Origin of the sequence: Streptomyces wedmorensis, assembly GCF_000716445.1 — a bacterium.
In the GTDB taxonomy this organism is placed as follows: Bacteria; Actinomycetota; Actinomycetes; order Streptomycetales; family Streptomycetaceae; genus Streptomyces; species Streptomyces wedmorensis.
This window is the reverse complement of the sequence record NZ_JNWK01000001.1, coordinates 76,774-99,143: the sequence shown is the minus strand read 5'-3', so window position 1 is coordinate 99,143 and position 22,370 is coordinate 76,774. Positions and strand designations below refer to the sequence as shown.

The 22,370-nt window shown below is 72.3% G+C and carries 24 protein-coding genes; 10 read left to right on the top strand and 14 right to left on the bottom strand.

Annotated elements, in window-relative coordinates; genetic code table 11:
• Positions 1-73: 73 nt before the first annotated feature.
• The 5 genes from OO54_RS00410 to OO54_RS00390 all read right to left on the bottom strand — a co-directional run bounded on the left by OO54_RS00410 (position 74) and on the right by OO54_RS00390 (position 4,164).
• On the bottom strand, positions 74-979 hold the full coding sequence (locus OO54_RS00410) for an amino acid ABC transporter permease (protein ID WP_033200847.1): 906 nt from the start codon (positions 977-979) through the stop codon (positions 74-76).
• The gene (locus OO54_RS00405; protein WP_033200846.1) at positions 976-1,641 is read right to left on the bottom strand and encodes an amino acid ABC transporter permease; all 666 of its coding nucleotides are present in this window, start codon (positions 1,639-1,641) and stop codon (positions 976-978) included. The genes OO54_RS00410 and OO54_RS00405 overlap by 4 nt, the downstream gene beginning before the upstream one ends.
• Positions 1,642-1,651: 10 nt before the next feature.
• Positions 1,652-2,500, bottom strand: a complete 849-nt coding sequence (locus tag OO54_RS00400) for a glutamate ABC transporter substrate-binding protein (protein WP_033200993.1) — start codon at positions 2,498-2,500, stop codon at positions 1,652-1,654.
• Positions 2,501-2,544: 44 nt separating this feature from the next.
• Positions 2,545-3,300 carry an amino acid ABC transporter ATP-binding protein gene (locus tag OO54_RS00395; RefSeq protein WP_033200845.1) on the bottom strand — a complete coding sequence of 252 codons (756 nt, stop codon included), beginning with the start codon at positions 3,298-3,300 and terminating at the stop codon, positions 2,545-2,547.
• A gap of 168 nt (positions 3,301-3,468) precedes the next feature.
• Positions 3,469-4,164 (bottom strand): alpha/beta hydrolase, encoded by a 696-nt coding sequence (locus OO54_RS00390; protein ID WP_033200844.1) that lies wholly within the window; start codon positions 4,162-4,164, stop codon positions 3,469-3,471.
• Positions 4,165-4,391: 227 nt separating this feature from the next.
• Here OO54_RS00390 and OO54_RS00385 point away from each other — a divergent pair, with 227 nt between their 5' ends.
• The gene (locus OO54_RS00385; protein ID WP_033200843.1) at positions 4,392-4,850 is read left to right on the top strand and encodes a Crp/Fnr family transcriptional regulator; all 459 of its coding nucleotides are present in this window, start codon (positions 4,392-4,394) and stop codon (positions 4,848-4,850) included.
• Between the two features lie 53 nt (positions 4,851-4,903).
• Here the strand turns inward: OO54_RS00385 and OO54_RS00380 are convergent, their stop codons facing one another.
• Positions 4,904-5,572 (bottom strand): hypothetical protein, encoded by a 669-nt coding sequence (locus tag OO54_RS00380; RefSeq protein ID WP_033200842.1) that lies wholly within the window; start codon positions 5,570-5,572, stop codon positions 4,904-4,906.
• 474 nt (positions 5,573-6,046) lie between these two features.
• Here OO54_RS00380 and OO54_RS00375 point away from each other — a divergent pair, with 474 nt between their 5' ends.
• From OO54_RS00375 to OO54_RS00350, 6 genes are all read left to right on the top strand, one after another.
• Positions 6,047-6,721 carry a TetR/AcrR family transcriptional regulator gene (locus tag OO54_RS00375; protein ID WP_033200841.1) on the top strand — a complete coding sequence of 225 codons (675 nt, stop codon included), beginning with the start codon at positions 6,047-6,049 and terminating at the stop codon, positions 6,719-6,721.
• Positions 6,722-6,916: 195 nt separating this feature from the next.
• On the top strand, positions 6,917-7,576 hold the full coding sequence (locus OO54_RS00370) for a DUF6230 family protein (RefSeq protein WP_033200840.1): 660 nt from the start codon (positions 6,917-6,919) through the stop codon (positions 7,574-7,576).
• 2 nt (positions 7,577-7,578) lie between these two features.
• Positions 7,579-8,031 carry a DUF6114 domain-containing protein gene (locus OO54_RS00365; RefSeq protein ID WP_106969961.1) on the top strand — a complete coding sequence of 151 codons (453 nt, stop codon included), beginning with the start codon at positions 7,579-7,581 and terminating at the stop codon, positions 8,029-8,031.
• 272 nt (positions 8,032-8,303) lie between these two features.
• Positions 8,304-9,641: a carboxyl transferase domain-containing protein gene (locus tag OO54_RS00360; protein ID WP_033200839.1), complete on the top strand. Its 1,338-nt coding sequence runs from the start codon at positions 8,304-8,306 to the stop codon at positions 9,639-9,641.
• An 86-nt stretch (positions 9,642-9,727) separates the two neighbouring features.
• Positions 9,728-9,928: a hypothetical protein gene (locus OO54_RS00355; RefSeq protein WP_033200838.1), complete on the top strand. Its 201-nt coding sequence runs from the start codon at positions 9,728-9,730 to the stop codon at positions 9,926-9,928.
• A gap of 168 nt (positions 9,929-10,096) precedes the next feature.
• Positions 10,097-10,627, top strand: a complete 531-nt coding sequence (locus OO54_RS00350) for an SgcJ/EcaC family oxidoreductase (protein ID WP_033200837.1) — start codon at positions 10,097-10,099, stop codon at positions 10,625-10,627.
• On the opposite strand, the gene OO54_RS00345 is transcribed toward OO54_RS00350, so the two are convergent.
• The 4 genes from OO54_RS00345 to OO54_RS00330 all read right to left on the bottom strand — a co-directional run bounded on the left by OO54_RS00345 (position 10,590) and on the right by OO54_RS00330 (position 13,870).
• Positions 10,590-12,023, bottom strand: a complete 1,434-nt coding sequence (locus OO54_RS00345) for a sensor histidine kinase (protein ID WP_033200836.1) — start codon at positions 12,021-12,023, stop codon at positions 10,590-10,592. The two genes, OO54_RS00350 and OO54_RS00345, sit on opposite strands and share 38 nt — an antisense overlap.
• Positions 12,020-12,757 carry a response regulator transcription factor gene (locus OO54_RS00340; RefSeq protein WP_033200835.1) on the bottom strand — a complete coding sequence of 246 codons (738 nt, stop codon included), beginning with the start codon at positions 12,755-12,757 and terminating at the stop codon, positions 12,020-12,022. Before OO54_RS00340 ends, OO54_RS00345 begins: the two co-directional genes overlap by 4 nt.
• A gap of 63 nt (positions 12,758-12,820) precedes the next feature.
• The gene (locus tag OO54_RS00335) at positions 12,821-13,309 is read right to left on the bottom strand and encodes an SAM-dependent methyltransferase (protein ID WP_033200834.1); all 489 of its coding nucleotides are present in this window, start codon (positions 13,307-13,309) and stop codon (positions 12,821-12,823) included.
• 114 nt (positions 13,310-13,423) lie between these two features.
• Entirely contained in the window at positions 13,424-13,870 is a 447-nt protein-coding gene (locus OO54_RS00330) for a hypothetical protein (RefSeq protein ID WP_051786613.1), read from the bottom strand.
• 179 nt (positions 13,871-14,049) lie between these two features.
• Between OO54_RS00330 and OO54_RS00325 the strand changes: the two genes are divergently transcribed.
• On the top strand, positions 14,050-15,768 hold the full coding sequence (locus OO54_RS00325) for an FAD-dependent monooxygenase (RefSeq protein WP_033200832.1): 1,719 nt from the start codon (positions 14,050-14,052) through the stop codon (positions 15,766-15,768).
• Here OO54_RS00325 and OO54_RS00320 read toward each other — a convergent pair.
• From OO54_RS00320 to OO54_RS00305, 4 genes are all read right to left on the bottom strand, one after another.
• The gene (locus OO54_RS00320) at positions 15,709-17,355 is read right to left on the bottom strand and encodes a glycosyl hydrolase family 8 (protein ID WP_033200831.1); all 1,647 of its coding nucleotides are present in this window, start codon (positions 17,353-17,355) and stop codon (positions 15,709-15,711) included. The two genes, OO54_RS00325 and OO54_RS00320, sit on opposite strands and share 60 nt — an antisense overlap.
• A gap of 235 nt (positions 17,356-17,590) precedes the next feature.
• Positions 17,591-18,217 carry a 4'-phosphopantetheinyl transferase family protein gene (locus OO54_RS00315; protein WP_033200830.1) on the bottom strand — a complete coding sequence of 209 codons (627 nt, stop codon included), beginning with the start codon at positions 18,215-18,217 and terminating at the stop codon, positions 17,591-17,593.
• Between the two features lie 10 nt (positions 18,218-18,227).
• Complete coding sequence (locus OO54_RS00310) at positions 18,228-18,485, bottom strand: acetylxylan esterase (protein WP_033200829.1); 258 nt, start codon at positions 18,483-18,485, stop codon at positions 18,228-18,230.
• Between the two features lie 62 nt (positions 18,486-18,547).
• Positions 18,548-19,420, bottom strand: coding sequence for a class-II aminoacyl-tRNA synthetase family protein (locus OO54_RS00305; protein ID WP_033200828.1), 873 nt, complete (start codon positions 19,418-19,420; stop codon positions 18,548-18,550).
• Positions 19,421-19,862: 442 nt separating this feature from the next.
• On the opposite strand from OO54_RS00305, the gene OO54_RS00300 reads away from it, so the two are divergent.
• Positions 19,863-20,966, top strand: a complete 1,104-nt coding sequence (locus OO54_RS00300) for a phytanoyl-CoA dioxygenase family protein (RefSeq protein ID WP_033200827.1) — start codon at positions 19,863-19,865, stop codon at positions 20,964-20,966.
• Positions 20,948-22,252 carry a DUF6271 family protein gene (locus tag OO54_RS00295; protein ID WP_033200826.1) on the top strand — a complete coding sequence of 435 codons (1,305 nt, stop codon included), beginning with the start codon at positions 20,948-20,950 and terminating at the stop codon, positions 22,250-22,252. The genes OO54_RS00300 and OO54_RS00295 overlap by 19 nt, the downstream gene beginning before the upstream one ends.
• Positions 22,253-22,370: the final 118 nt, after the last annotated feature.

Below are 22,370 nucleotides of genomic sequence, written 5' to 3'. Positions count from 1 at the left end.
TTCGGCACGCCCCGCCGCCTGGACGGGTCCCGTGCGGACGCTTCACCCGGGCGGCGGAGCGATCGGCAGGACTCTACGGCTTGTCGAGGTGTTCGCCCGGGGTCGCGAGGTCTTCGACCGCCTCGGCTCCGACGACCGCGCCGGTGGACTTCTTGCCGCGACGGAGCCGGCCTTCGAGCCAGGAGGCGAAGGTGGTGAGGGCGAAGTTGAGGAGGACGAAGATGACGGCGACGACGGTGAAGCAGGCGATGGTGTTGGCGCCGTAGTTGGCGCTCATCGGGCGGACGGAGGCGAGGAGTTCGGAGAAGCCGAGCATCGCGCCGCCGAGTGCGGTGTCCTTCACGATGACGACGAGCTGGCTGACGAGGGCGGGCAGCATGGCGGTGACCGCCTGCGGGAGCAGGACGTACGCCATGGTCTGGCCCTTGCGCATGCCGATGGCCTTCGCCGCGTCGGTCTGGCCGGTGGGCAGGGAGAGGATGCCGGCGCGGACGACCTCGGCGAGTACGGAGGCGTTGTAGAGGACGAGGCCGGTGACGACGGCGTACATCGGGCGGGTGTCCGGGCTGATGTCGGTGAACTCGGAGTACGCGGCGTTGGCGAAGAGCATGAGGATCAGGACGGGGATGGCCCGGAAGAACTCGACGACGGTGCCGGCCGCGCCGCGGAGCCAGCGGTGGTCGGAGAGCCGGAAGATGCCGAGGAGGGCGCCGAGCGGCAGCGCGATCACCATGGCGAGCGCGGCGGCGATCACGGTGTTCTTCAGGGCGGGCAGGATGTACGTCTCCCAGACGCGGGCGTCGGTGAAGAAGGGCGCCCACTTGGCCCATTCGAGCTGGTTCTTGTCGGCGAGGCTCACCACGACCCACCACACCACGGCGGCGAGGGCGACCAGGAACAGCAGCGTCCAGAGGAGGTTGCGCCGCCGGGCGCGCGGCCCGGGGACGTCGTAGAGGACCGTAGGTCTGTCCTTCTTCACCGTTTCACCGCCACCTTCTTGGCCACCCAGCCGAGGAACAGACCGGTGGGCAGGGTGAGGCAGATGAACCCGAACGCGAAGATCGCGGAGATGAGGATGAGTTGGGCCTCGTTCTCGATCATCTCGCGCATCAGCAGGGCCGCTTCGGCGACGCCGATCGCCGCGGCCACCGTGGTGTTCTTGGTGAGGGCGATCAGGACGTTGGCGAGGGGGCCGACGACGGAGCGGAAGGCCTGCGGGAGCACGATGACGCGCAGGACCTGCGGGAAGCTGAGCCCGATGGCGCGGGCCGCCTCGACCTGTCCGAGGGGGACGGTGTTGATGCCGGAGCGGACCGCCTCGCAGACGAAGGCGCTCGTGTAGGCGGTGAGGCCGAGGACGGCGAGCCGGAAGTTGATCGTGGTGAACCGGTCGGCGCCCAGGCTGACCCCGAGGGTCTGGAAGAGGCCGAGCGAGGTGAAGACGATGATGACGGTGAGGGGGATGTTGCGGACGATGTTGACGTAGGCGGTGCCGAAGCCCCGCATCAGGGGGACGGGGCTGACGCGCATGGCGGCCAGCAGCGTCCCCCAGATCAGGGAGCCGATCGCGGAGTAGACGGTGAGCTGCACCGTCACCCAGAAGGCTCCGAGCAGGTCGTACCCCTGGAGGAAGTCGAACACGGCGGCCTGCTCACTGGACGACGACGCCGATCTTCGGTGCCGGTTCGTTCTCGTAGCCGGCGGGCCCGAAGTTCTTCTTGACCGCCGCCTCCCAGGAGCCGTCGGCGACCATCTTCTCCAGGGCCGTGTTGATCTTGGCCTTGAGCTCGCTGCCCTTCTGGACGCCGATGCCGTAGTTCTCGTTGCTCATCTCGAATCCGCCGAGCTTGAACTTGCCCTTGAACTCGGGCTGCGAGGCGTATCCGGCGAGGATCGAGTCATCGGTCGTGACGGCGTCGATGACCCCGTTCTCCAGTCCGGTCAGGCACTCGGAGTAGCCGCCGTACTCCTGGAGTTGGGCGTCGGGGGCGATCTTGTCCTTGACGTTCTGCGCGGACGTCGAACCGGTCACCGAGCAGAGCTTCTTGTTGTTCAGGTCGGACGGCTCCTTGATCGAGTCGTCGTCGGCCCGGATCAGCACGTCCTGGTGGGCGAGGAGGTAGGGACCGGCGAAGTCGACCTTCTCGGCCCGCTTGTCGTTGATCGAGTACGAGGCCGCGATGAAGTCCACGTCGCCGCGCTGGAGCAGCGTCTCGCGGTCGGCGCTCTTGGCCTCCTTCCACACGATGTCGGACGGCTCGTGGCCGAGCTCCTTGGCCACGTACGTCGCCACGTCGACGTCGAAGCCGGTGTAGGTGCCGTCGGGGGTCTTCAGGCCGATGCCGGGCTGGTCGTACTTGATGCCGATGGTGATCTCGTCGCCGCCGTGATCACGGGGCGCGTCGCCGGCGGCGCCGTGGGCGAAGCCGGCGGAGGTGAAGGAGAGGACGACGGCCGCGGCGACGGCCACGGTGGCCCTGCTGGTCCTGAGCGCGTTCATGAGGATCACCCCTGGGGGCTGTGGGTCGGGCGGCGTCCGCCGGCTCAGTGGTGGAGGATCTTGGACAGGAAGTCCTTGGCGCGGTCGCTGCGCGGGTTGCTGAAGAACTCGTCCGGGGTCGTCTCCTCGACGATCTTCCCGTCGGCCATGAAGACGACCCGGTTGGCGGCGGAGCGGGCGAAACCCATCTCGTGGGTCACGACCGCCATCGTCATGCCGTCCCGGGCCAGCTGCTGCATGACCTCCAGGACCTCGTTGATCATCTCGGGGTCGAGCGCGGAGGTCGGCTCGTCGAAGAGCATCACCTTCGGATCCATGGCGAGGGCGCGGGCGATCGCCACGCGCTGCTGCTGGCCCCCGGAGAGCTGCGCCGGGTACTTGTCCGCCTGGCTGGCGACCCCGACCCGGTCGAGGAGGGCGCGGGCCCGCTGCTCGGCGGCCTTGCGGTCCTTCTTGCGGACCTTGATCTGACCCAGCGTGACGTTGTCGAGGACGGTCTTGTGGGCGAAGAGGTTGAACGACTGGAAGACCATGCCCACATCGGCCCGCAGGGCGGCGAGTTCCCGTCCTTCGGCGGGCAGCGGGCGCCCGTCGACGACGATCTCGCCCGCGTCGATGGTCTCCAGGCGGTTGATCGCGCGGCAGAGCGTCGACTTCCCCGAACCGGAGGGCCCGATGACGACGACCACCTCGCCGCGGTGGATCGTGAGGTCGATGGACTGGAGGACGTGCAGGGTGCCGAAGTGCTTGTCGACACCGCGCAGCACGACGAGTGAGTCACCGCCGTCCGGGACGGGCATGGCACCCTCCTGGGTCACGCCCCCCGTTCTGCCGCTCCCTCTCACGTTCATGCTCCGCCCTCCACCCGGCGCGCGCACGCCGGAGGGGTGCACGGAGGGTGAGCACGGAGACGCGCACGCGTGATGCCCGGAAAGGGGTTCACGCGCGCGCGTGGGGCTCGGCAGGGGTCAGCCGGCGGTCTCGCGGGCGGCCAGGTCGATCAGGTCGCACACCTCGGCCGGCCGGGAGGCCAGCGAGGCGTGGCTCGCGTCGAGCTCGACCACCTTGCGCGGGTTCATGCGCTGGGCCATGCGCCGCTCGTTGTCGGGGTGGATCATGCGGTCCTCGGTGGAGACCTGGTACCAGCACGGCTTGGCCCGCCAGGCCGGGGAGGTGACGGTGTCGCCGAAGGTGGAGGCGAGCGGGGCCTTCTGCGTGACGGCCATGACGAATGCCTCGTCCTCGGTCAGGTCCTGGGCGAAGCTCTCGTGGAACTTGTCCTGCTTGATCCAGAGGTAGCCGTCGGAGTCGGGCGCGATGTCGTCGAAGGCGGCCGGCGGGTTCTCCTGGCTGATCTGGCCGGGGCTCTCACCGGTGTCCGGGGCGAAGGCGGCGATGTAGACGAGGGCGGTGACGTTGGGCAGGTCGCCCGCCTCCGTGATCACCGCGCCGCCGTAGGAGTGGCCGACGAGGACGACGGGGCCGTCGACCTGCTTGACCATCTTCCGGGTGCGCTCGGCGTCGTCGGTGAGGGAGGTGAGCGGGTTCTCGACGGCGTACAGCTTGCCGTATCCGCGTTTCCTCAGCTCGACGATGACGTTCGCCCAGTGGGCGGCGCCGCCCCAGAAACCGTGCACCAAAACGATCGCGGGCTTGTCTGCCATGGGTTCCGTACCGATCTGCGCGAAGGATGGATCCCGCCCCTGATCCCGCCCCTGATCCCGCCCCGTGACCCCCGCGCCACGCTACGGGCAGGGCGAGGGGACCGCACCTGCGATGGTCTCCCCGGTCGACGGCGGCACGGCCGCGACGGGGGCCGGGCGTCGCCTGCGGACCTCGGCGCCCTGTCGGACACTGGGGGTGGGAGTCGAGTGCGCGAGGAGGGTCCGCCATGAGCAGTGCCGCACCCAAGGTCAGCACGTTGCCGCCGGAGCACCGCGAGCGTCTGATGGCCTTCGCCGAGGACGTGTACTTCGATTCCGGCCACCGCCTCTTCGAGGAGCAGCAGTACGCCGACCGGTTCTGGATCGTGAAGACGGGCGCCGTGACGCTCGACGCGAAGGTGCCGGGTCGCGGGTCGCCCGTGATCGAGACCCTGCGCCACGGCGAGCTGGTGGGCCTGTCCTGGCTGTTCCCGCCGTACCTCTGCCAGTCGGGCGCCGAGGCGATGACGCCGGTGCGGGCGTACGAGTTCGACGCCCCGGCCGTCCGCTCGATGTGCCGCTCGGACACGGATTTCGGCGCCTCGGTCACGTTCTGGGTGGGGGCGATCCTGGCCCACCGCCTCCACGTGACCCGGGTCCGGCTCCTGGACCTGTACGCGCCGCACGGGAGCGGCATCCTTGCGTGAGCCGTGCCCCCTTCCTCGTACGCGGAAGGGGGCACGGCGCTGCGGTGGCGCGGTCAGTTCACGAAGACGACGGGGCTGCCGGCCTGGCTGGTGTCCATGACGGGCCCGTACTTCGCGGAGAAGTAACCGCTGCCCGGACAGGTGCCGGGACCGCTGGTCTTGGTGAACAGCTGGTCGGTGAAGGTGAGCGAGTTGTCGGTGTTGGAGGGGGTGGCGGTGAGGCTCGTGGCCCGGTAGACGCAGGTCGTCAGGCCGAGGATGGTGTTGATCTTCAGTGTGGTCTGGATCGGGCCCGCGGCGCCCGCGGTGACGGTGAGCGACCCGCCGGAGGTGACGGCGGCGGCGAAGGGCAGGTTGTTGACCGTGATGCTCTGGACGCCCGTCGCGCCGATGATGTTGGTGGTGCAGCTGCTCAGGGTGTGAGCCGTGACGGACTCGGTGGCGGTGCCGGGCGCGGCGGGGTTGCCGGTGACCGTGGCGGTGAACGCGGAGGTGCCGCAGGTGATGCCGGTGCTGCCGCCCGCGGTGGTGGCGATCCTGGCCTTGGTTCCGGCGGAGAGGGAGGCGGAGAGGACGTCGCCGACGGCGACGGCGGTGCCGCCGGCGCCGCCGGTGGTGAGGACCTCGCCGGCGGCGGCGCCCGAGGCGCCGGCCTGGGCGGTCGCGGCCAGGGTCGCGGTGACGGCGAGGCCGATGGACACGAGAAGAGCGCGCTTGCGCATGGGGATGCTTCCTTCCGTACGGAGTGGGGGTGCGGAACTCGGCTGTACTGGCGGTGCGCGTGGGGACGCGGGGGTGGTCCGGGGCAGTGCGGACCGGTACGGCGGTGTACCGGGCGCACTCGGGGATGCCCTGGGGGGGAGCCGGCGGCGGTGAGGGAGGTGCGCGGCGTTGCGGAGCGGTGCGCGTCGATACGGGTCGGAGCGCGGCGTTGCGGAGCGGTGCGCGTCGATACGGGTCGGAGCGCCGGCCTGACGGGGTGGTGCGCGGCCGCCGCCGGGACGATCCGGCGCCACGGATGTCCGGCAGCGGTGTCGCGGGAGGTGCGGGAGCGTGATACTCGGTGCGGTGTGCGGTGGGGACGCGTCCCGTCCCACGGGGAGCGGCTCCGACGTTCGGCACACCGAGAGGAAAACCCATCAGGGTTGTAATCCTGTCGAGTATGTGACGTCAACAACCCCGGGAGGATGTGGCCGATGACGAGTGCTCGCGGAACCGAGGAGGATCTCGTCCTGCCGGGCGCCCGCTCGGGAAGGGAGCCGGAGCGCTCGCTCCGGCCCGGACCCCGTCGGCTGACGCCCGAGGAGGTCGCCTCGCGACAGCGGGAACGACTGCTCGACGGGGTGGCGACGACGGTCGCGGCGAACGGCTACGCGGGCGCCCGCATCAGCGACATCTGCCGGGCCGCCGGCGTGACCCGACCGGTCTTCTACGAGCTGTTCTCCGGCAAGGAGGACGCCGTCATCGCCGCCTACCGGGGCGGCACGCAGCAGGTCGTACGGGCCATGCGGAGGGCGTACGAGGAGGCCGGCGGCGCGGCGGACTGGCCGGCCGCGGTGCGCGCCGGACTGCGGGTGCTCCTGACGGTGCTCACGCAGACCCCGGCGTTCGCCACGATGGTGGTCGAGATCGAGTCCCTGGGGCCCGCGGGGCGCCAGGCGCGCGCCGAACTTCTGGCCAGTTTTCGCTGGTTCTTCACCGACGCCCCGGCGGGGCCCGCACGGGTGCCGCGGAGCGAACTGGTCGACATCGTGGTGGGCGCCGTCCACGCCGCGGTCCACCGGGCGGTCGACGAGGGGCGGCTCATCGATCTTCCCCTCCTGCTCGACAGTCTGGTGCACGTCCTGGTGGCTCCCTTCACCTCCGAATGATCGATCGTCGGACGGCCGACAGGCCGCTGATGCAGGGGAGTTGACCCCGGGTAACAGCAAGCCTTACGGTCCGAACGGTTCCCTGCGGCACGTCTGCCTCCGCACCACGCGAGGAAGACCCAGGCGGGTTGGGGGACTGTCCGCGCCAGGACGCGCCGCGCAGGTCTGTTTCCTCACTCATGTCAGGAGCACCGCATGGCCATGTCCGAAGACACCCCCGACCAGCACACGAACCCCGCCACGACGGAGGACGGCTCCGGCAGACGCGGCCGGGTGCGCTACCGCCGCGCCGCGATGATGGGCGGACCCGCCCTGGCCATCGCCGCCACGCTCGTCGTCCTCACCGCGCAAGGGGCGCTCGCCGCCCAGTTCGCCATCTCCGGCATGCCGTTCACCGTCGCCGCCGACTCCATGGAGGGCACCGGCTTCGGCCAGTTCGGAGGCCTCGACAACATGGCCGAGGGAAGCCCCAACGCCGGCGACACCGGCGGACAGGTGCTGGTCATCGTCACCGCGATCCGCGAGGCGAAGCTCACCAACCTCTGCCAGAGCGTGGAGCTCGGCGGCACCTACCTGCGCATCACGGCGGGCGGCAAGGGCACCCCGGTCAAGGCCTCGGGGCTCACCACCGACTCCACCGAGATCAGCGGCAAGGTCGCCGACTTCGACAACATCGAGATCGGCGGTGACGCCAGCACCTTCGACAAGCCGCCGATCAAGGGCCCGCTCGGCTCCTTCGGACAGCAGGCCGACACGGTCACCATCAAGGACCTCCGGCAGACCAACTACGCCACGACCGCCGTCCGGTTCACCCTTCCCGACCTGCACATGAGCTTCAGCTCGAAGGGCTGCTGAGCGTGGCGCCCGGCCGTCCCCGGCACCCCTGGCGGACCTTCCGGCGCTGGCGGCACCACCGTCCCTTCGGCGCCGGAGTCACGCTCGCCCTGGGCGGGGCGGAGATCCTGCTGACCCAGCGGGCGAGCATCACCGTGATCCTCACGGCGGGAGCGGACAGCCTGGTGGGCTACGTCCTGCCCTCCCTCATGATCATCTGTGGACTGCTCATCGTCCTCAACCCCCGCCAACGGCTCTTCTACTCGGTCGTCGGAGTCCTGGCGTCCCTCGGGAGCTGGGTCACCTCCAACCTGGGCGGGTTCGTCGTGGGGATGCTCCTCGGGCTCATCGGCAGTTCGCTCGCCTTCGGCTGGCTCCCGGACCGGCCGCCGCGGCAGCGCCGGCTCTTCCGCCGCCGGAAGCCCGCGACCACCGGAGACCCGGCGGAGACGCCGACGGCGGCCGGGACGGCCTGAACACACGCCCCGAGCCGGGCCCGCCCGACGGCGGGCCCGGCTCGGGCACCGCTCCACGCCGGGTCCGGGTCCGATCGACGGCAGGACCGCATCGGTGCCGCGCCGCGGCGGGCCCGGCTCGGCCGGCAGTCCGCACTCGAACGCCGTGCGATCGGGCAACCGTGACGTCGCCCGACCGGACGGTACGGTGGGAACGCACGACCGGGCCGCGGCACCGCGCAGGCCCTGACCCCACCCGTACGCACACTTCGGCGACGAGCGGCGAGGCCCCCATGAGCGACCCGAGGACGGCACGTGAGGCGATCGCCCTCGTGGCGGACGACTTCACCGAACTCCCCTACGGGGAGGAGCCCCTGGCCGGTGACGGGCCGATCGACTGGCCCGGCTACGCCGACGCCCACGCCCGCGCCGCCGAGCGCACCGGCGAGACCGAGTCGGTGGTCTGCGGCACGGGCACGGTGTGCGGGGTGCGGGTGGTCCTGATCTCCTTCGAGTTCCGGTTCCTCGGCGGCTCCCTCGGCGAGCGGACGGGAGCGCGGGCCACGGCCGCCCACGAGCTGGCCCGCGCCCGCCGGCTGCCCGTGGTCGTCCTCCCCGCGACCGGCGGCAGCCGGATGCACGAGGGCATGCGCGCGCTCCTCCAACTCCAGTACCTCGCACGCGAGTCGGCGCTGACCCGGGCCGCCGGGCTGCCGCAGGTCGCGGTCCTGCGGAATCCGACGACGGGGGGCGGCTGGGCGACGCTGGGGGCCGGGTCCGACGTCGTGCTCGCACTCCCGGAGGCCCAGGTGGGCTTCGCCGGGTCACGGGTGCGCCCGCAGGACGCGGACCCGGCCGCGTACACCGCCGAGGCCCAGCTCGCCCACGGCCACGTCGACGCGATCGTGCCGCCCGACGAGCTGCGCACCACCCTCGGACGCTGGCTCGGGCTGCTCACCCGGCCCGCCGAGGGCCCGGTCCCGCCGCCGCACGCGCTGTCGGCGCCGGGCACCGAGCCCGCCGCGAGCGGGCGGGAGGCCGTGGCGCGCGCACGGCGCCCCGACCGGCCGCGGGCCCCCGCGTACCTCGACGCCCACTTCACGCTCCGCGAGGAGATCTCGGGCGACCGCTGCGGCGGCGTCGACCCCGGCATGCGCTGCGGCTTCGGGCAGCTCCCCGACGGGCGTACCGTCGCGTTCGCCGCCCAGTGCGGCACCGCGACCCGCCCGGCCGGCTTCCGCACGGCCGCACGACTCGTCCGCCTCGCGGACCGCCTCGGGATCCCGGTCCTCACCCTCGTCGACACCCCTGGGGCGGCCAACGACCCGGCGGCGGAGTACGCGGGCGCCGGCCCCGCCATCGCCGACCTCTTCGCCGCCGTCGCCACCGCCGGCGTCCCCCTGACCTCCCTCCTCGTCGGCGAGGGCGGCTCCGGCGGCGCCCTCGCCCTCGCCGCTCCCGAGAACCTCTGGGCCACCCCCGACAGCTACTTCTCGGTCATCGCCCCCGAACTGGCGGCGTCCATCCTGAAGCGGACCCCCGAGGAGTCCGACAGGACCGCCGACCAACTCCGGCTGCGGCCCCAGGACCTTCTCGACCTCGGGGTGGTCCGCGGCATCGTGAAGCCCTGAACGACACCGCTCGCGAGGTGCGTCGTCGCAGGTCAGCGCCCGGAATCGAGTCGCGGAGGAGCACGGCGCCCGGCATCCTGTCCGGCATGACCGCCGACCCCGTCGACCCCGTCGACCCCGTCGACCAGGCTCGACGTCTCGCACACGCCCGTTTCCCCGACGCCCTCGCCGCGATCCTCACCGGATCGACCGCCGCCGACCGTGCCCGTGCACTGGCCGAGGCCGACCTCGCGAAGGGCCGCCGCCGCTCGCCCCGGAGACCGTCGAGACCAAGTGCTACGACCTGACGGACGCGCTGGACGACGACTCGGTCGCCGCCCGCCGGCCGTGATCTTTCCCGAGTCTTGTCCGGGCGCTGACGGTCCCTTGTACGGGGCTTGACCCGGGCGCCGCGAGAGTGGGATCACCCGAACGCAGCTGCGGTCGGGGGGAGTTCGCTCAGCGGAGGAGATCCGATGAACCGTAGGACCCGTATCCGCGCCGCCGTCGCCGGCGGCGTCGCCGTGACCGCGCTCGGCGCGCTCGTCGCCGGTGTGGGTGTGGCGCAGGCAGGTGAGAAGGAGCACGGCAGGGACCGCGGCGACCGGAAGGGCGGGGTGACCGAGCGGGAGATAGCCGGGCTGTTCGACCGGTGGAACGCGGCGCTGCTGACCGGGGACGCGGAGAAGGTCGCCGACCTGTACGCCGAGGACGCCGTGCTGCTGCCGACGGCGTCGCCCCGGATCCGTACCGATCACGTGGGGATCGTCGACTACTTCGAGCACTTCCTGCAGAAGAAGCCGCGGGGCGAGAAGGTCCGTTCGGTGATCCGCGTCCTCGACCGGAACTCGGCGCTCGACGCCGGCGTCTACCGCTTCCACCTCACCGACCCGAAGACCGGCGTCACCAAGGCGGTCGACGCCCGGTACACCTACGAGTACGAGAAGCGGGACGGCGTCTGGCTGATCGTCAACCACCACTCCTCGGTGCTCCCGGCCGAGGGCTGATCCGCCGCGGCGCGTCGGCCTCGGTCCGCAGTCCGATCCGTACGCACAGTCCGCCGCCGGGCGCGTCCCGAAGCGCGACCCGGCCTCCGTCGTCCGTGACCAGCTGCTTGACGATGGCGAGGCCGAGGCCCGAGCCCGTGCGGCCGGTCAGCCCCTGGCCTCGCCAGAACCGGTCGAAGGCGCGGGCCTGTTCGGCGGCGGACATCCCCGGGCCCTGGTCGAGGACCTCGACGACCGCCTCCTCGGGACCGTCCGTCTCCACCCGTACGGTGATCGTGCCCCGGTCCGGGGAGACCTCCAGGGCGTTGGAGAGCACGTTGTCGAGGACCTGGTCGAGGTTGCCCGGCCCCGCGAGCACCCGGGGCCAGTCGTCGGCGTCACCGGCGAGGACGAGGGTCACCCCGCGTTCGTCGGCGGCCGGCCGCCACACGTTCAGGCGTTCCTCGACCAGCTCGCGCAGCGCCAGCGGTTCGGGCGCGGAGACCTTCGCCTCGGCCCGGGCGAGCACCAGCAGCCCGTTGACGAGGCGGCTCATCCGTACGACCTCGGCGGTCGCCTGGTCGACGTCCTCGCGGACGAACTCGTCGTCCACCCCGTCCGCGATGTTGTCGAGGGAGAGCCGCAGCGCCGTCAGCGGGGTACGCAGCTGGTGCGAGGCGTCGGCGACGAAGATGCGCTGCGAGGCGACGAGCGTGTCCAGGCGCTCCGCGCCCTGGTTCAGCGTGCGGGCGAGCGTCCGCGTCTCCTGCGGGCCGGTGACGGGGGACCGTGCCGTGAGGTCGCCGTCGCCGAACCTGCTCGCCATGTCGTTGAGTTGGCGCAGCGGCTTGGTGAGGAGCCGGGCCACGATCGCGCCGAGCCCGGCCGCCACGGCGAGCACGCCGACCGCGAGGATCGCCCGGAACCCCCAGATCCGCCACAGCCGGTCGGTGAGGTCCGCCGTCTCGTACCGGACGCGGACCGCACCGACGATCCGCTCCTCCACGGCCCCGTTCCGCGCGTACACCGGTACGGTGACCACCAGTTCGGGCCCCCAGACGAGCCGCGACCCCCAGTCGACGGTGGTCCTGCCCCGCGCAAGCGCGCTGTCGAAGGCCGGGTCGTCCGGGTGGGCGGGCAGGGGCAGCGGCGGCATCGCACTCCTGCCGTCGGCCGCCACCACCTCCACCGTCCCTGGCGTCTCGTCGCCGTACGCCCCCGCCATCCGGGCCAGCGCCTGCCGTGCGGGCGCGTCGCCCTCCCCGAGCAGCAGCGCCATCGTCGTGGCCTCGCGGCGTACGGACTCCTCGGTGTCGCCCCGGAGTTGGGCGGTGAGCGTGAAGGCGACCGGCACGGTGAAGGCGGCGAGCGCCACCGCGACGAGCGCCACGTAACTGACGATCAGCCGCCTGATCACGTCGGGTCCGCACCGACCGGCCCGACCGGGGCCTCCGGCGCGGCCCGGTCCCCGGCGCCGTCCGGCTCGTCGGTGAGCACGTTCAGTCGGAAGCCCACCCCGCGGACCGCCTCGACGGCCACCGCGCCGGCGAGCTTGCGGCGCAGCGCGGCCACGTGGACGTCGAGGGTCTTGGTCGGCCCGAACCAGTTGGCGTCCCAGACGGCTTCCATGATCTGCTCGCGCGACATCAGGGCGCCGGGTTCCTCGGTGAGGAAGGCCAGGAGGTCGTACTCCTTGGGCGTGAGCGCCACTTCGACGCCGTCGAGCCGGACCCGGGCCGCCTTGCGGTCGACGGTCAGCCTGGCCCCGTATCGCTGCGGCCCGGTGGGCTGTTCGGCGGGGCGGACCCTGCGCATCACGGCGCGGATCCGGGCGATGACCTCGCGGACCCCGAAGGGTTTGGAGACGTAGTCGTCGGCGCCGATCTCCAGGCCGACGACCCGGTCGGTCTCGTCGCTGCGCGCGCTGATGACGATGATCGGCACGTCCCCGCGCCGTCGCAGCGCCCGGCAGACGTCGAGCCCGTCGGTGTCGGGCAGACCGAGGTCGAGGAGCACGAGGTCGTACGGGGTGGCGACGGCGAGCCCCGCCGCCCCCGTGGTGACCCACTCCACCTCGAACCCGTAGCGCAGGAGTCCGCGGCGCAGGGACTCCGCGACCGGCTCGTCGTCTTCCACCAGCAGTACACGCACGGGGAAACCCTAGTTCGAGTTCCGTACGCCGGTTCACCATCGGGTCGGCGCCCGGGCGGCGCCTCAGTAGTAGCGGCGCATGATCTCGTCGGCCCAGGCCGGCTGCTCGGTCGGCCCCTGGGGGCCGAACTCGGCCATGTACGGCTTGATGTCGAGCACGGGGGTGCCGTGGACCGCGTCGAGGCCCCGCACGTGGAGGTCGAGGCCGTCGGTCCGGATCAGCCGGCAGCGCGAGACGCCGATGCGGTTGGGGCGGTTCTTGCCGCGCTGGGCGAAGATCCCGACGAGCGGCCAGTCCTTGTTGCCGCGCGGGTGCCTGGCGCCGGTCTGGACGGCGTCCGGTGCCACCCGGTCGAAGTGGTAGACGACCTCCAGGTGCGAGAACTCGTCGAGGCCGGCGACCGCTTCGGGCCCGAACGCCGCCGCGTCCAGCCGGACGACCGACTCCACGTCGCCCCACTCGTCGTCCCGTACGTCCTCCCGCCCGCCGACGACATGACCCACCGGATACGAGACGACCGTCGTCGGGGTGCGCTGCTCCTGTGCTGCCATGGGGTTCCTCGCTCTTCTCCCACGGATCCCGTGGGATGCTCCGATGCGGCCGGCCAGGGGTGCGGCCGGACCCCGGCACCGTACCCCTTCGGGCGAACGGCCTTCGAAAGTACGTCAGATGCCCGGCCCGTAACCGGGATCCGGTGCCTGTGGCGGATTCCAGCCGGCCGCCAGCCCCCAGAGGCCGAGGGCGACGACCGCCACACAGACGAGCGCCGCCTGCCACGGCCGCAGCCACCGGGTGGCCGCCGCGTACGTCAGCGGCGGTACGACGAGACCGGCGCACAGGATCAGCGGCAGTTCGACGAGTATCACTCCCCAGTCCCTGGCGTGCGCCTCGAAGCCGCCGTCGATGGTGTAGGCGGCCCGGGCCAGCGCGAACGCCCCCACGACCGCGACCCCGGCGACGGCGAGCAGACAGCCCACGGCGCTCTCCGCCCGGGCGTCGCCGTGCTCCTCTCGCCCTCGCTCGTGGTCTCCGTGCCGCTCGGCCCCGGGTCGTTCGGCCCCGTGTCGCTCGGCCCCGTGTCGCTCGGCCCCGTGTGAAGGGTTCTCGCTCATGCAGGTGACGGACGCCGGAAGGTCCCGCCCGGTTCCGTCCGCGCAGGTCCGCAGGTCCGCAGGGGTCGCGTGGGGTCTCCGGGGTCGGCGGGCCCCCGCGCGTTCGCCGGGCGGGCGGCTCCGGGTGACCATGGACGTACGGGACCTGACCGGAGGCCGGGCAGCACCGGGAGGCAGCGATGGGCCATTCCCCCGCGGACACCGGTGGCACGACCACCGACGTACTCGTCGTGGGCGCGGGGCCGGTCGGTCTGAGCGCCGCCGCCGAACTGCGCCGCCGGGGTGTGCGCTGCCGGCTCGTCGACCGGCTGCCGGCGAGGCTGCCGTACGCGAAGGCGGTCGGGATCCAGCCGCGCACGCTGGAGCTATGGGACCGGATGGGGCTGGTCCGGGACGTCCTGGAGGCCGCTGTTCCGCTGCACGGGCAGCTGATCTACGTCGACGGACGGGAGCAGGCGAGGATCGAGCTCTCGCTGCCGCCCGAGGTGCCGTACGGATTCGCGGCGCTGCCCCAGTACGAGACCGAACGGCTGCTGGAGGCGTACGTCGCCGGTCTGGGCACGTCGATCGAGCGCGGCACCGAGTTGCTGTCGTTCACCCAGGACCCGGACGGCGTGACCGCGCGGCTGCGCACGGCCTCGGGCGCCGACGAGGAACTGCGGGTGCGCTATCTGATCGGCTGCGACGGCGCCCACAGCGTGGTCCGCAAGACGCTGGGCCTGTCCTACGAGGGGGGCGCGTTCCCGGAGACGTACATGCTCGGCGACGTCGAGGCCGACTGGGACCTGCCGCCGGGCTACGGCCTGCGCTCCAGCGGCCCGTCGCCGGACGGCGCCGGCGACGACCTCCTGGTGTGCATCCCGCTGCCGGGTGCGGGGCGCTACCGCATGTCGATGAAGGCGCCTTCCGCGTCCGCGGCCGCGGACCGCGCCGGGGACGGTGTCGCGCACGGTCTGGAAGGCGGCACCGGGCCCGCGCTCGACGATCTCCAGGCCGTCGTCGACCGCCTGGCGCCCCGGCCCACGCGGCTCTCCGCGCTGCGCTGGTCGTCGGTGTTCCGCATCAGCCACCGCATCGTCGACCGCTACGGAGAGGGACGGGTGTTCGTCGCGGGCGACGCGGCCCACATCCATCCGCCGGTCGGCGCGCAGGGCATGAACACGGGCGTCCAGGACGCCTGCAACCTGGCCTGGAAGCTGGCCCTGGTCGTCCGCGGCGAGGCCGGGCCCGCCCTGCTGACCAGCTACGACGGCGAGCGCCGCCCGGTCGGCGAGGAGGTCGTGGGCCGGACCGTCCGGCATGCCGTCCAGGGCATGGACACCGGTCCCGACCAGCGGCGGACCCGGATGCTCCGCGAGGCCCAGCTTCTCGTCGGCTACCGCGACGGGCCGCTCTCCGGCGCCCCGTACGGACCGGACGAGGCGCCCCAGCCAGGGGACCGCGCCCCGGACTGCGCGGGCCTGACGACGCCGATCGCCGGCTACCCGCTGCGGCTGCTCGACGTCCTGCGCGGGCGGGCCGGGCACGTGGTGCTGCTGTACGGGGACGACGCCGCCACCCTGGCCCGGGCGGCCGACGCGACGCGGGCCGCGGGCGACCTGCCGCCGCTCGCGGTCCTGGCGCAGGACGCCCCGGACGGCGTGCCGTCCGGGGCGTCCGCGCCCGTCTACCGGGACGCCGCCGGGGAGTTCGCACGGCTCTACCTCCCCGACGACGCGACCGGCTTCGTGGTCCGGCCGGACGGGCAGCTCGGCGCCCGGTTCCCGATCGGCGCCACCACGACCGCCCTGTCCGACTACCTCAGGAGCCTGTCCGTTCCCCTGAGGCCGTGGACGGGGTTACGGGACCCAGTGGTTGCCCGAGACGGTGATCATGACCTGGAGCTGGATGCTCGCTGAGAAGTAGCTGCTCGTGTCGATCGGCGTGGCCAGCATCTTGTTCCAGAGGGCGTCGAGCCAGGCCTGGCTGCCCGAGTCCGTCATCGCCGCCACTGCGAAGGGGGCGAAGAAGGCGGCCTCGCTGCCCGAGGAGATCTGCGTGCCGTTCAGCTTGTAACCGATGGCGATCTTGTTCGGGTCGCCGCCGGTCTTCGACTTGATCCAGCCGTTCAGCTTCCGCGCCGCCGCCAGGGAAGTGGCGTCCCCGCTGGTCACCGCGTCGTCGGCGATGCGCCACGGGGTGCGGCAGGCGTTCCACCAGTAGGCGCCGTCGTTGGGGTCCTCCAGGACCTGGCCCGGGGCCGGCTTGGGCGTGGTGTTGGTGTCGACGACGAAGTCCGGCAGGAGTCCGGTGCCGGGGGCGTACGTGGACTGGAGGCGGGAGATCTGGGTCTGGTGCGCGCTGCGCACGGCGTCCCAGGTCGTGTCGCCCGAGGCCGTACGGAAGGCGCGGAAGTGGTCGACCATCCAGTCCGACGTCCGGGAGATCCAGTAGTACTGGTCGCCGGAGCTGCTCCAGTCGCCCAGCTTCAACAGCTTGGTCGTCGGGTTGAGTTCGTCCTTCTTGATGGCGGCGATGTGCTTGAGCGCGAGGTCCTTGTAGTTGTACGTGCCGGCGCTGCCCCACTGCTTGTCGGCGAGCAGCAGGCCGTACGCCACGTCCATGTCGCCGTCGGTGGCCCCGTCACCGCCGTTGACGCTCTTGCACGCGGTGTCCTGCTCGGCAGCCAGCAGGTTCGGGTTGACCGACGACGGGTGGTCGATCTTCCACTTCACCAGGCCGTCGAATATCTTCTTCGCGTCCGGGTCGGCGCCCGCCATCGTCGCGGTCACGACCATGCCGTAGCCCTGCGCCTCGGCGACGTACGGGTGGTCGGCGTCCGGCGAGATGATCTGGTACCAGCCGTTGCCGCAGTTCTGCCGGACGAAGGCGGCCTTCCACCGGTTGTAGTAGTCGACCACCTTCTGGTCGACCGTCGCCTGCGAGCCGGTGGGCTTCAGCATCCCCGCGGCGTACGGCTTGAGGTGGCTGCCGAACGGCACCGCCGTCCCGCCGCCTCCACCGCCGCCGGTCGGCGCGCCGTACACCTCGAACTCCCAGAGGGAGTAGCCGTACGGGGTTCCGCGCCCGGTCCCGTACATCCGCACGTACCGGCCGCTCCCGGAGACCGTCAGGTCGTCCGTCGCCCCGTCGCCCGCGCTCGTGGAGTAGACGTCGCTCCAGGTCGCGCCGTCCGGCGAGGTCTGGATGCGGTACGCCTTCCCGTACGCCGCCTCCCAGTTGAGCTTCACCCGCGAGATCGTGTGGTTCGCCCCGAGGTCCACCCGGATCCACTGCGGGTCGACCCCTTCCACGCTCGCCCAACGGGTGGCTCCGTTGCCGTCCACGGCCAACGCGGGCCCGAACGCCGACGTCTCGACGGACGACGCCGTCACGGCCTTCCCGGTGGACACCAGCCCGTCGGCGGCCTCCGCCGTCGGCATGACCGTCAGGGGCACCGCCAGCAGACCCGCGAGTCCGAGCAGCGAGGCACTTCGTCTCCGCATGACAACTCCCTTTCCCTCTACGGCAATAGATAGGAAGTATTCCTAACCATTGGCGGAGACTAGAGAGCCCGACAGCCCGGCGCAAGACCCCTGACATGACACCCGGGTGAGCGATGGGGGAACGCCACCGATGCCCGGAAGGTCGGGCGAGGACCGGCTGCGGCGCGTCGAGGAGGGGGAACAGGCCCGCCTCTCCCCCTCGCGCCACGCCCCGGCGATCGCCTCGCTTTCCCGGTCAGGGCGCCGGGGAGCAGACGGTGACCGGCGTGGTGCTCGCGACGGCGACGACGGCCGCGCGCGGGGGGTCGGTCCGCTCCAGGAGTCGGAGACCGGGGCCACCGGCCTTGAAGAGGGCTTCGTGCCGCACCCAGAGGCGCAGGAGCGCGGCCCCGGGATCGGGGCTCGCGGAGGCGGCTTCGAGGTCGGCCTCCGGGAGGAGGCGGCGGAGGACGGGGAGGGGGCCGGGGCGGCGCGTCGAGGGTTCGACGTCGATGCCGACGCGGCTGGGGCCCACCGCCGCGGCGGCGAGGCCGTCGGCGTGGCTCGCGCTGAGGCCGATCTCGGGGTGGCCCGGCAGGAAGGGCCGGCCGTGACCGGACCGTCCGCACGCGGCGCAGGACTGGGCCGGCGCGGAGGCGTGCGGGGGCCGGCCGGTGAACCGGGCCACGCAGAGCCGCAGCAGGAGCCGCGCCGCCAGGACGTCGTCGCGGCGGGAAGGGATCCGGATCGGGGCCAGCCGCCGTACCTCCCACGGGGCGAGGAGCCCCTCGTGCAGCTCGGGGTGGGCCAGGACCTCCGCGGTGGTCGCCACCGCGGCCAGGGTCGGCCGGCCGGCCGGCCGCGGCTCGGGGCCGGCCGTCACGGTCGAGGGTTCATCCGGCGGCGGCCGGCGCGGCGGCCGGTCCGGTGGCGTCCAGGAAGCGCGCACGGACCCGGTTCAGGGTGCGGAAGTCGTCGATGGTGACCTCCTGGAGGTCGATGGTGTCGCCGGTCAGGTCCTCGAGGAGGTCGATGAACTCCAGGAAGTCCATGGAGTCGATGAGCCGGGCCTCGATGAGGTCCTCGTCGGCGTCGATCGGGCCGTCGAGGCCGGGGTTCTTCTCGTGGAGCCAGTCGGAGATGCGTTCCATGGGGCGGGCGTGCTCCTGTTCCGTGGTGCTGGGTGGTGAGTCGTACCGGCGGCCTTCGGCCGTCAGGCCGGGGGTCGGGTCCGGGCCGCTTCGCGCACCCGGTCGAGCGCCGCCTCGGGGGTGCCGTGGGCGAGGATCATGGCGTGGACCCAGCGTTCGACGCCGAAGGCGACGCAGGCGCTGTAGGCGGGGCCGTGGGAGCCGGCGCGGATGCCGAGGCGTTCGCCGAAGAAGTTGCGGTGGCGGTTGACGGAGGCGATGGCGGTGCCGTCGGGGGCGCTGAACTCGTGCTTGACGGGGTCCAGGGCCATGAGGCGGGCGCGGGAGCCACCCTTGTCGTAGAAGGGGTCGTCGGCGGTGGCGCGGGTCAGGGCGAGGCCGAGGCGGTCGGCCAGTTCCCCGACGAACCCGGCGCCGCTCTCCAGGTGTTCGACCGCGCCCTGCTTGGTGCCCAGGTAGAGGACCTCGCGCATGTGGAAGCCCCAGAGGCGGCGCAGGCCGTCGTAGTGGGTCTCGTTGCGGAAGCAGCGGCCGGCGGCGGAGAGCCGCAGGCCGCCCTCGCCGACGTCGCGGCCCTCCAGGGAGAGGAGCAGTCCGTAGCAGGTGGCGGACGGCAGGAGGTAGCCGGTCGGCGTGAGCGGCAGTCCGCCCGGCTCCTCGCCGGCCGCGAGGCCGTCGAGCGCCTCGGGGGTGAACCGTCCGGCGGAGACGCCGAGGTGGGGGAAGTTCCGGAAGAAGTCCAGTCGCGCGAGGCTGTCGACGGAGAGCAGTGGCGGTCCCGTCACCTCGGGGGCGGCGAGGCGTGCGGCCAGTCCGGTCAGCAGGTCGTCCAGGCCGTGCAGCAGGGCGGTGTGGACCGGGTCCAGCGTGATCAGGCCCGCACCGGGGTTCTTCAGGCCGCCGTCGGGCAGGGCCGTGGTGCCGGGTGTGCTCATGGAAAACCGCTCCCTCTGGGCGTGGACGAACAAGTCGGGGCTTCGGAAGCCGGCACGATCCGGGCGGGCCCGCGCCCGCCGTACCGGCGGACGGGCAAGCGGCCCGGCACAGACGCCTGACGGCCCATCAGGCCGTGGCCGCACACCAGGACCCTAGGCCAGCATCTCCGAACTTGTCTAGACCAAAGTCGGCCCACCCCGTCGCGACCTGAATCCCTCTCGACGCATCCCGACCACACACGAAAGCGACACAACTCCGCATGTCGACACCGTACTTGACAGAAGAGATGGTCTACACCAATTCTGCTGAGCGACATGCCTTCAGCAGCCGCCGCGGCACGCCCTTCCGGCCACCGCGGCGCCCGGCGTCGCGCCCAGCGACTGTCGAACCACCGCCGGAAGCGACCGTCCTCGGCCCTGACCACCGCCTCGGAGGGACCACATGGCGACACCCGCCGCCGACCGCCGCCCACGCAGTTCCCACCTCCACCGCGCGGCGTCCGACCGCCCCTACTTCAGTGCCGACGGCGAGTCCTACCTGGCGCAGACGACCCTGCGGGAGCTGGAGAAGTCGCGGCCCCTGCGGGTCCTGACCGAACAGGACTTCGCCCACTGGCAGACGTACGGATACGTCGTCGTACGGGAGGCGATCCCGGCCGACGCGGCCCGGCGACTGCTCGACTTCACGTGGGACTTCCAGGGCCTCGATCCCGAACGCCCGGACAGCTGGTACGAGGACCGGCCGTTCCGCTCCGATCTGGACCGGCAACTCCACGTGTACGGCTTCGTCGAGGCCTACCACCACCAGCTCCTCTGGGACAGCCGCCAGGCCCGGCGCGTGTACGACGCCTTCGTCGACGTCTGGGACTGCGAGGAACTGTGGGTGACCCTCGACCGGCTCAACCTCAACCCGCCCAACGTCCGCAACCGCGACCGCGCGCTGATCGAGACCCGGGACCGCGGCTTCGACATCGACCTGCACTGGGACATCGACACCACGCTCGGCGTGCCGCCCCAGCGGGTGCAGGGCATCATCGCGCTCAACGACACCCGGCCCGAGACGGGCGGCTTCCAGTGCGACCCGGAGCTGTTCCGCCGGTTCGAGGAGTGGAAGCTCGGCCAGCCGGCCGACCGCGATCCCCTCCGCCCCGCCGTGGACCGCGCCGAGTTCCCCGTCGTACGGCCGGATCTGCACCCCGGCGACCTGCTGATCTGGAACGGCCTCCTCGCCCACGGCGTGGCGCGCAACGTCTCGCGGGACGGAGTGCGAGCGGTCCAGTACCTGTCGATGATGCCGGCGCTCGAAGAGCACGAGCGGCTGCGGAAGTCCCGCGTCGACTCCTGGCGCCATCTGCGCACCCCGCGCTGGAACCGCACCCTCGTCGGCGACCCGGTCCTCCACGAGTCCAAGCGCTACCCCACCGCCGAACTGACCGACCTCGGCAGCCGGCTCCTCGGGCTCACCTCGTGGAAGGACGCGGGCGACGCCGCCCCCGCGACGGTCTCCGTCCAGAGCGGAGAGCCCGCGTGCGCCGCGTCTGCCTGACCCTCCCCACCCACCGCGCCTGCGCGGAGACCATCGCGGCGGTCGCCGAGGAGGCCGCCTACGGCGCCGCGCACTTCGACGTCGAGGTCCGATTCCTGATCCTGGACTCCTCGGACGCGGCGGTACGCGCCGGGCACCGCGCGGCGGTACGCGCCCTTCCGCCGGCCCCGGGCGTGGTCGTCCACCACCTCGACGAGACCGAACAGCGCGCCGTCCTGCGCGAGGCGATCGCCGCTTCAGGTGTCGGCTCCCCCGAGCGGCTGCTCGACCTGATGCTGCCGTCGCGCGTGTCCTACGGCGCCTGCACCAACCGCGCGTTCCTCATCGCGGAGGTCCTGGGGTGCTCGTCGGTGCACCGCCGGGACTCCGACAGCCGCTACCAGTACCTCGACGGGAAGCCGGTCTTCCCGCTGCACCACGAGCTCGCCGCCCTCGGACGGCGCGCCGCCGACGTGGCGGGTCTGGTGACCCGCAGCCGGCTCGATCCCGCCTGCGCGGACCGGCCGGTGGCCGTGGTCGGCGGATCGTTCGTGGGCGAGATGTCGGTGGACGTGGCGGAGATCCGCCGACTCGACCCGGCCGTCTACGGCGAGGTCGTCGGCCTGTCGATCCCCTACGGCTATCCGGAGATCTGGCGGGCCAACCTGATCGAGGAGTCCTTCCGCGGCGCCGGGACCGCCGCGTTCACCGCCGACCGGACCACGCTCACCGCCGTCAGCCCGACGCGGGTGGACATGTGCAACGTCGGCTTCGACCGCGAGGTCTACGGCCGGGTCCCGCTTCCCCCGGCGACCGACACCATAGGCAGCGACTACTTCCTCCTCCACCTGGTGCACGGGGCCCGTCTGCCCGGAGTGCTGCACAACCGGCACATCGTCAACTACCACACCGGCGAACGGCGTTCGGACCAGGGATTCCTCGCCTACCAGCTGCGCTTCGCCAAGTTCCTGCTGTCGGCCGGGTACTTCCACACGGTGTACGCCCGCATGGCGGCGGCCGGCGACACACTGCTCGACGGCGCGGGACACGTCCGCGCCACCGCCGTCGCCGAGCTCGTCCGGGACAGCACGCGCCTCGACCCCGCCGGGAACGTCGAACGCCTCGACGTGCTCGACCGCTCCTACCGCAAGCTGGGCGGGCGCTACGCCGAGGCCGCGGACCTCCTCGCCGCCCGCGCCGGACAGCTCCTCGACGAGGCCCGGCAGGACATGGCGGACTTCGCCCTCCTGATCGACGCCTGGGCACCCCTCGTCCACGCCACGCACTCCGTGAAAGGCATCGCATGAGCCGCCCTCCGAGGCACTCCCCCACGCACCCGGCCGAGCCGGGCCCGTGCCGGTGAGCGCGCACGGGTCACCGCGCCCGACGAGCACCCGCACCGTCACCGTCGCGTACCAGGGCGGC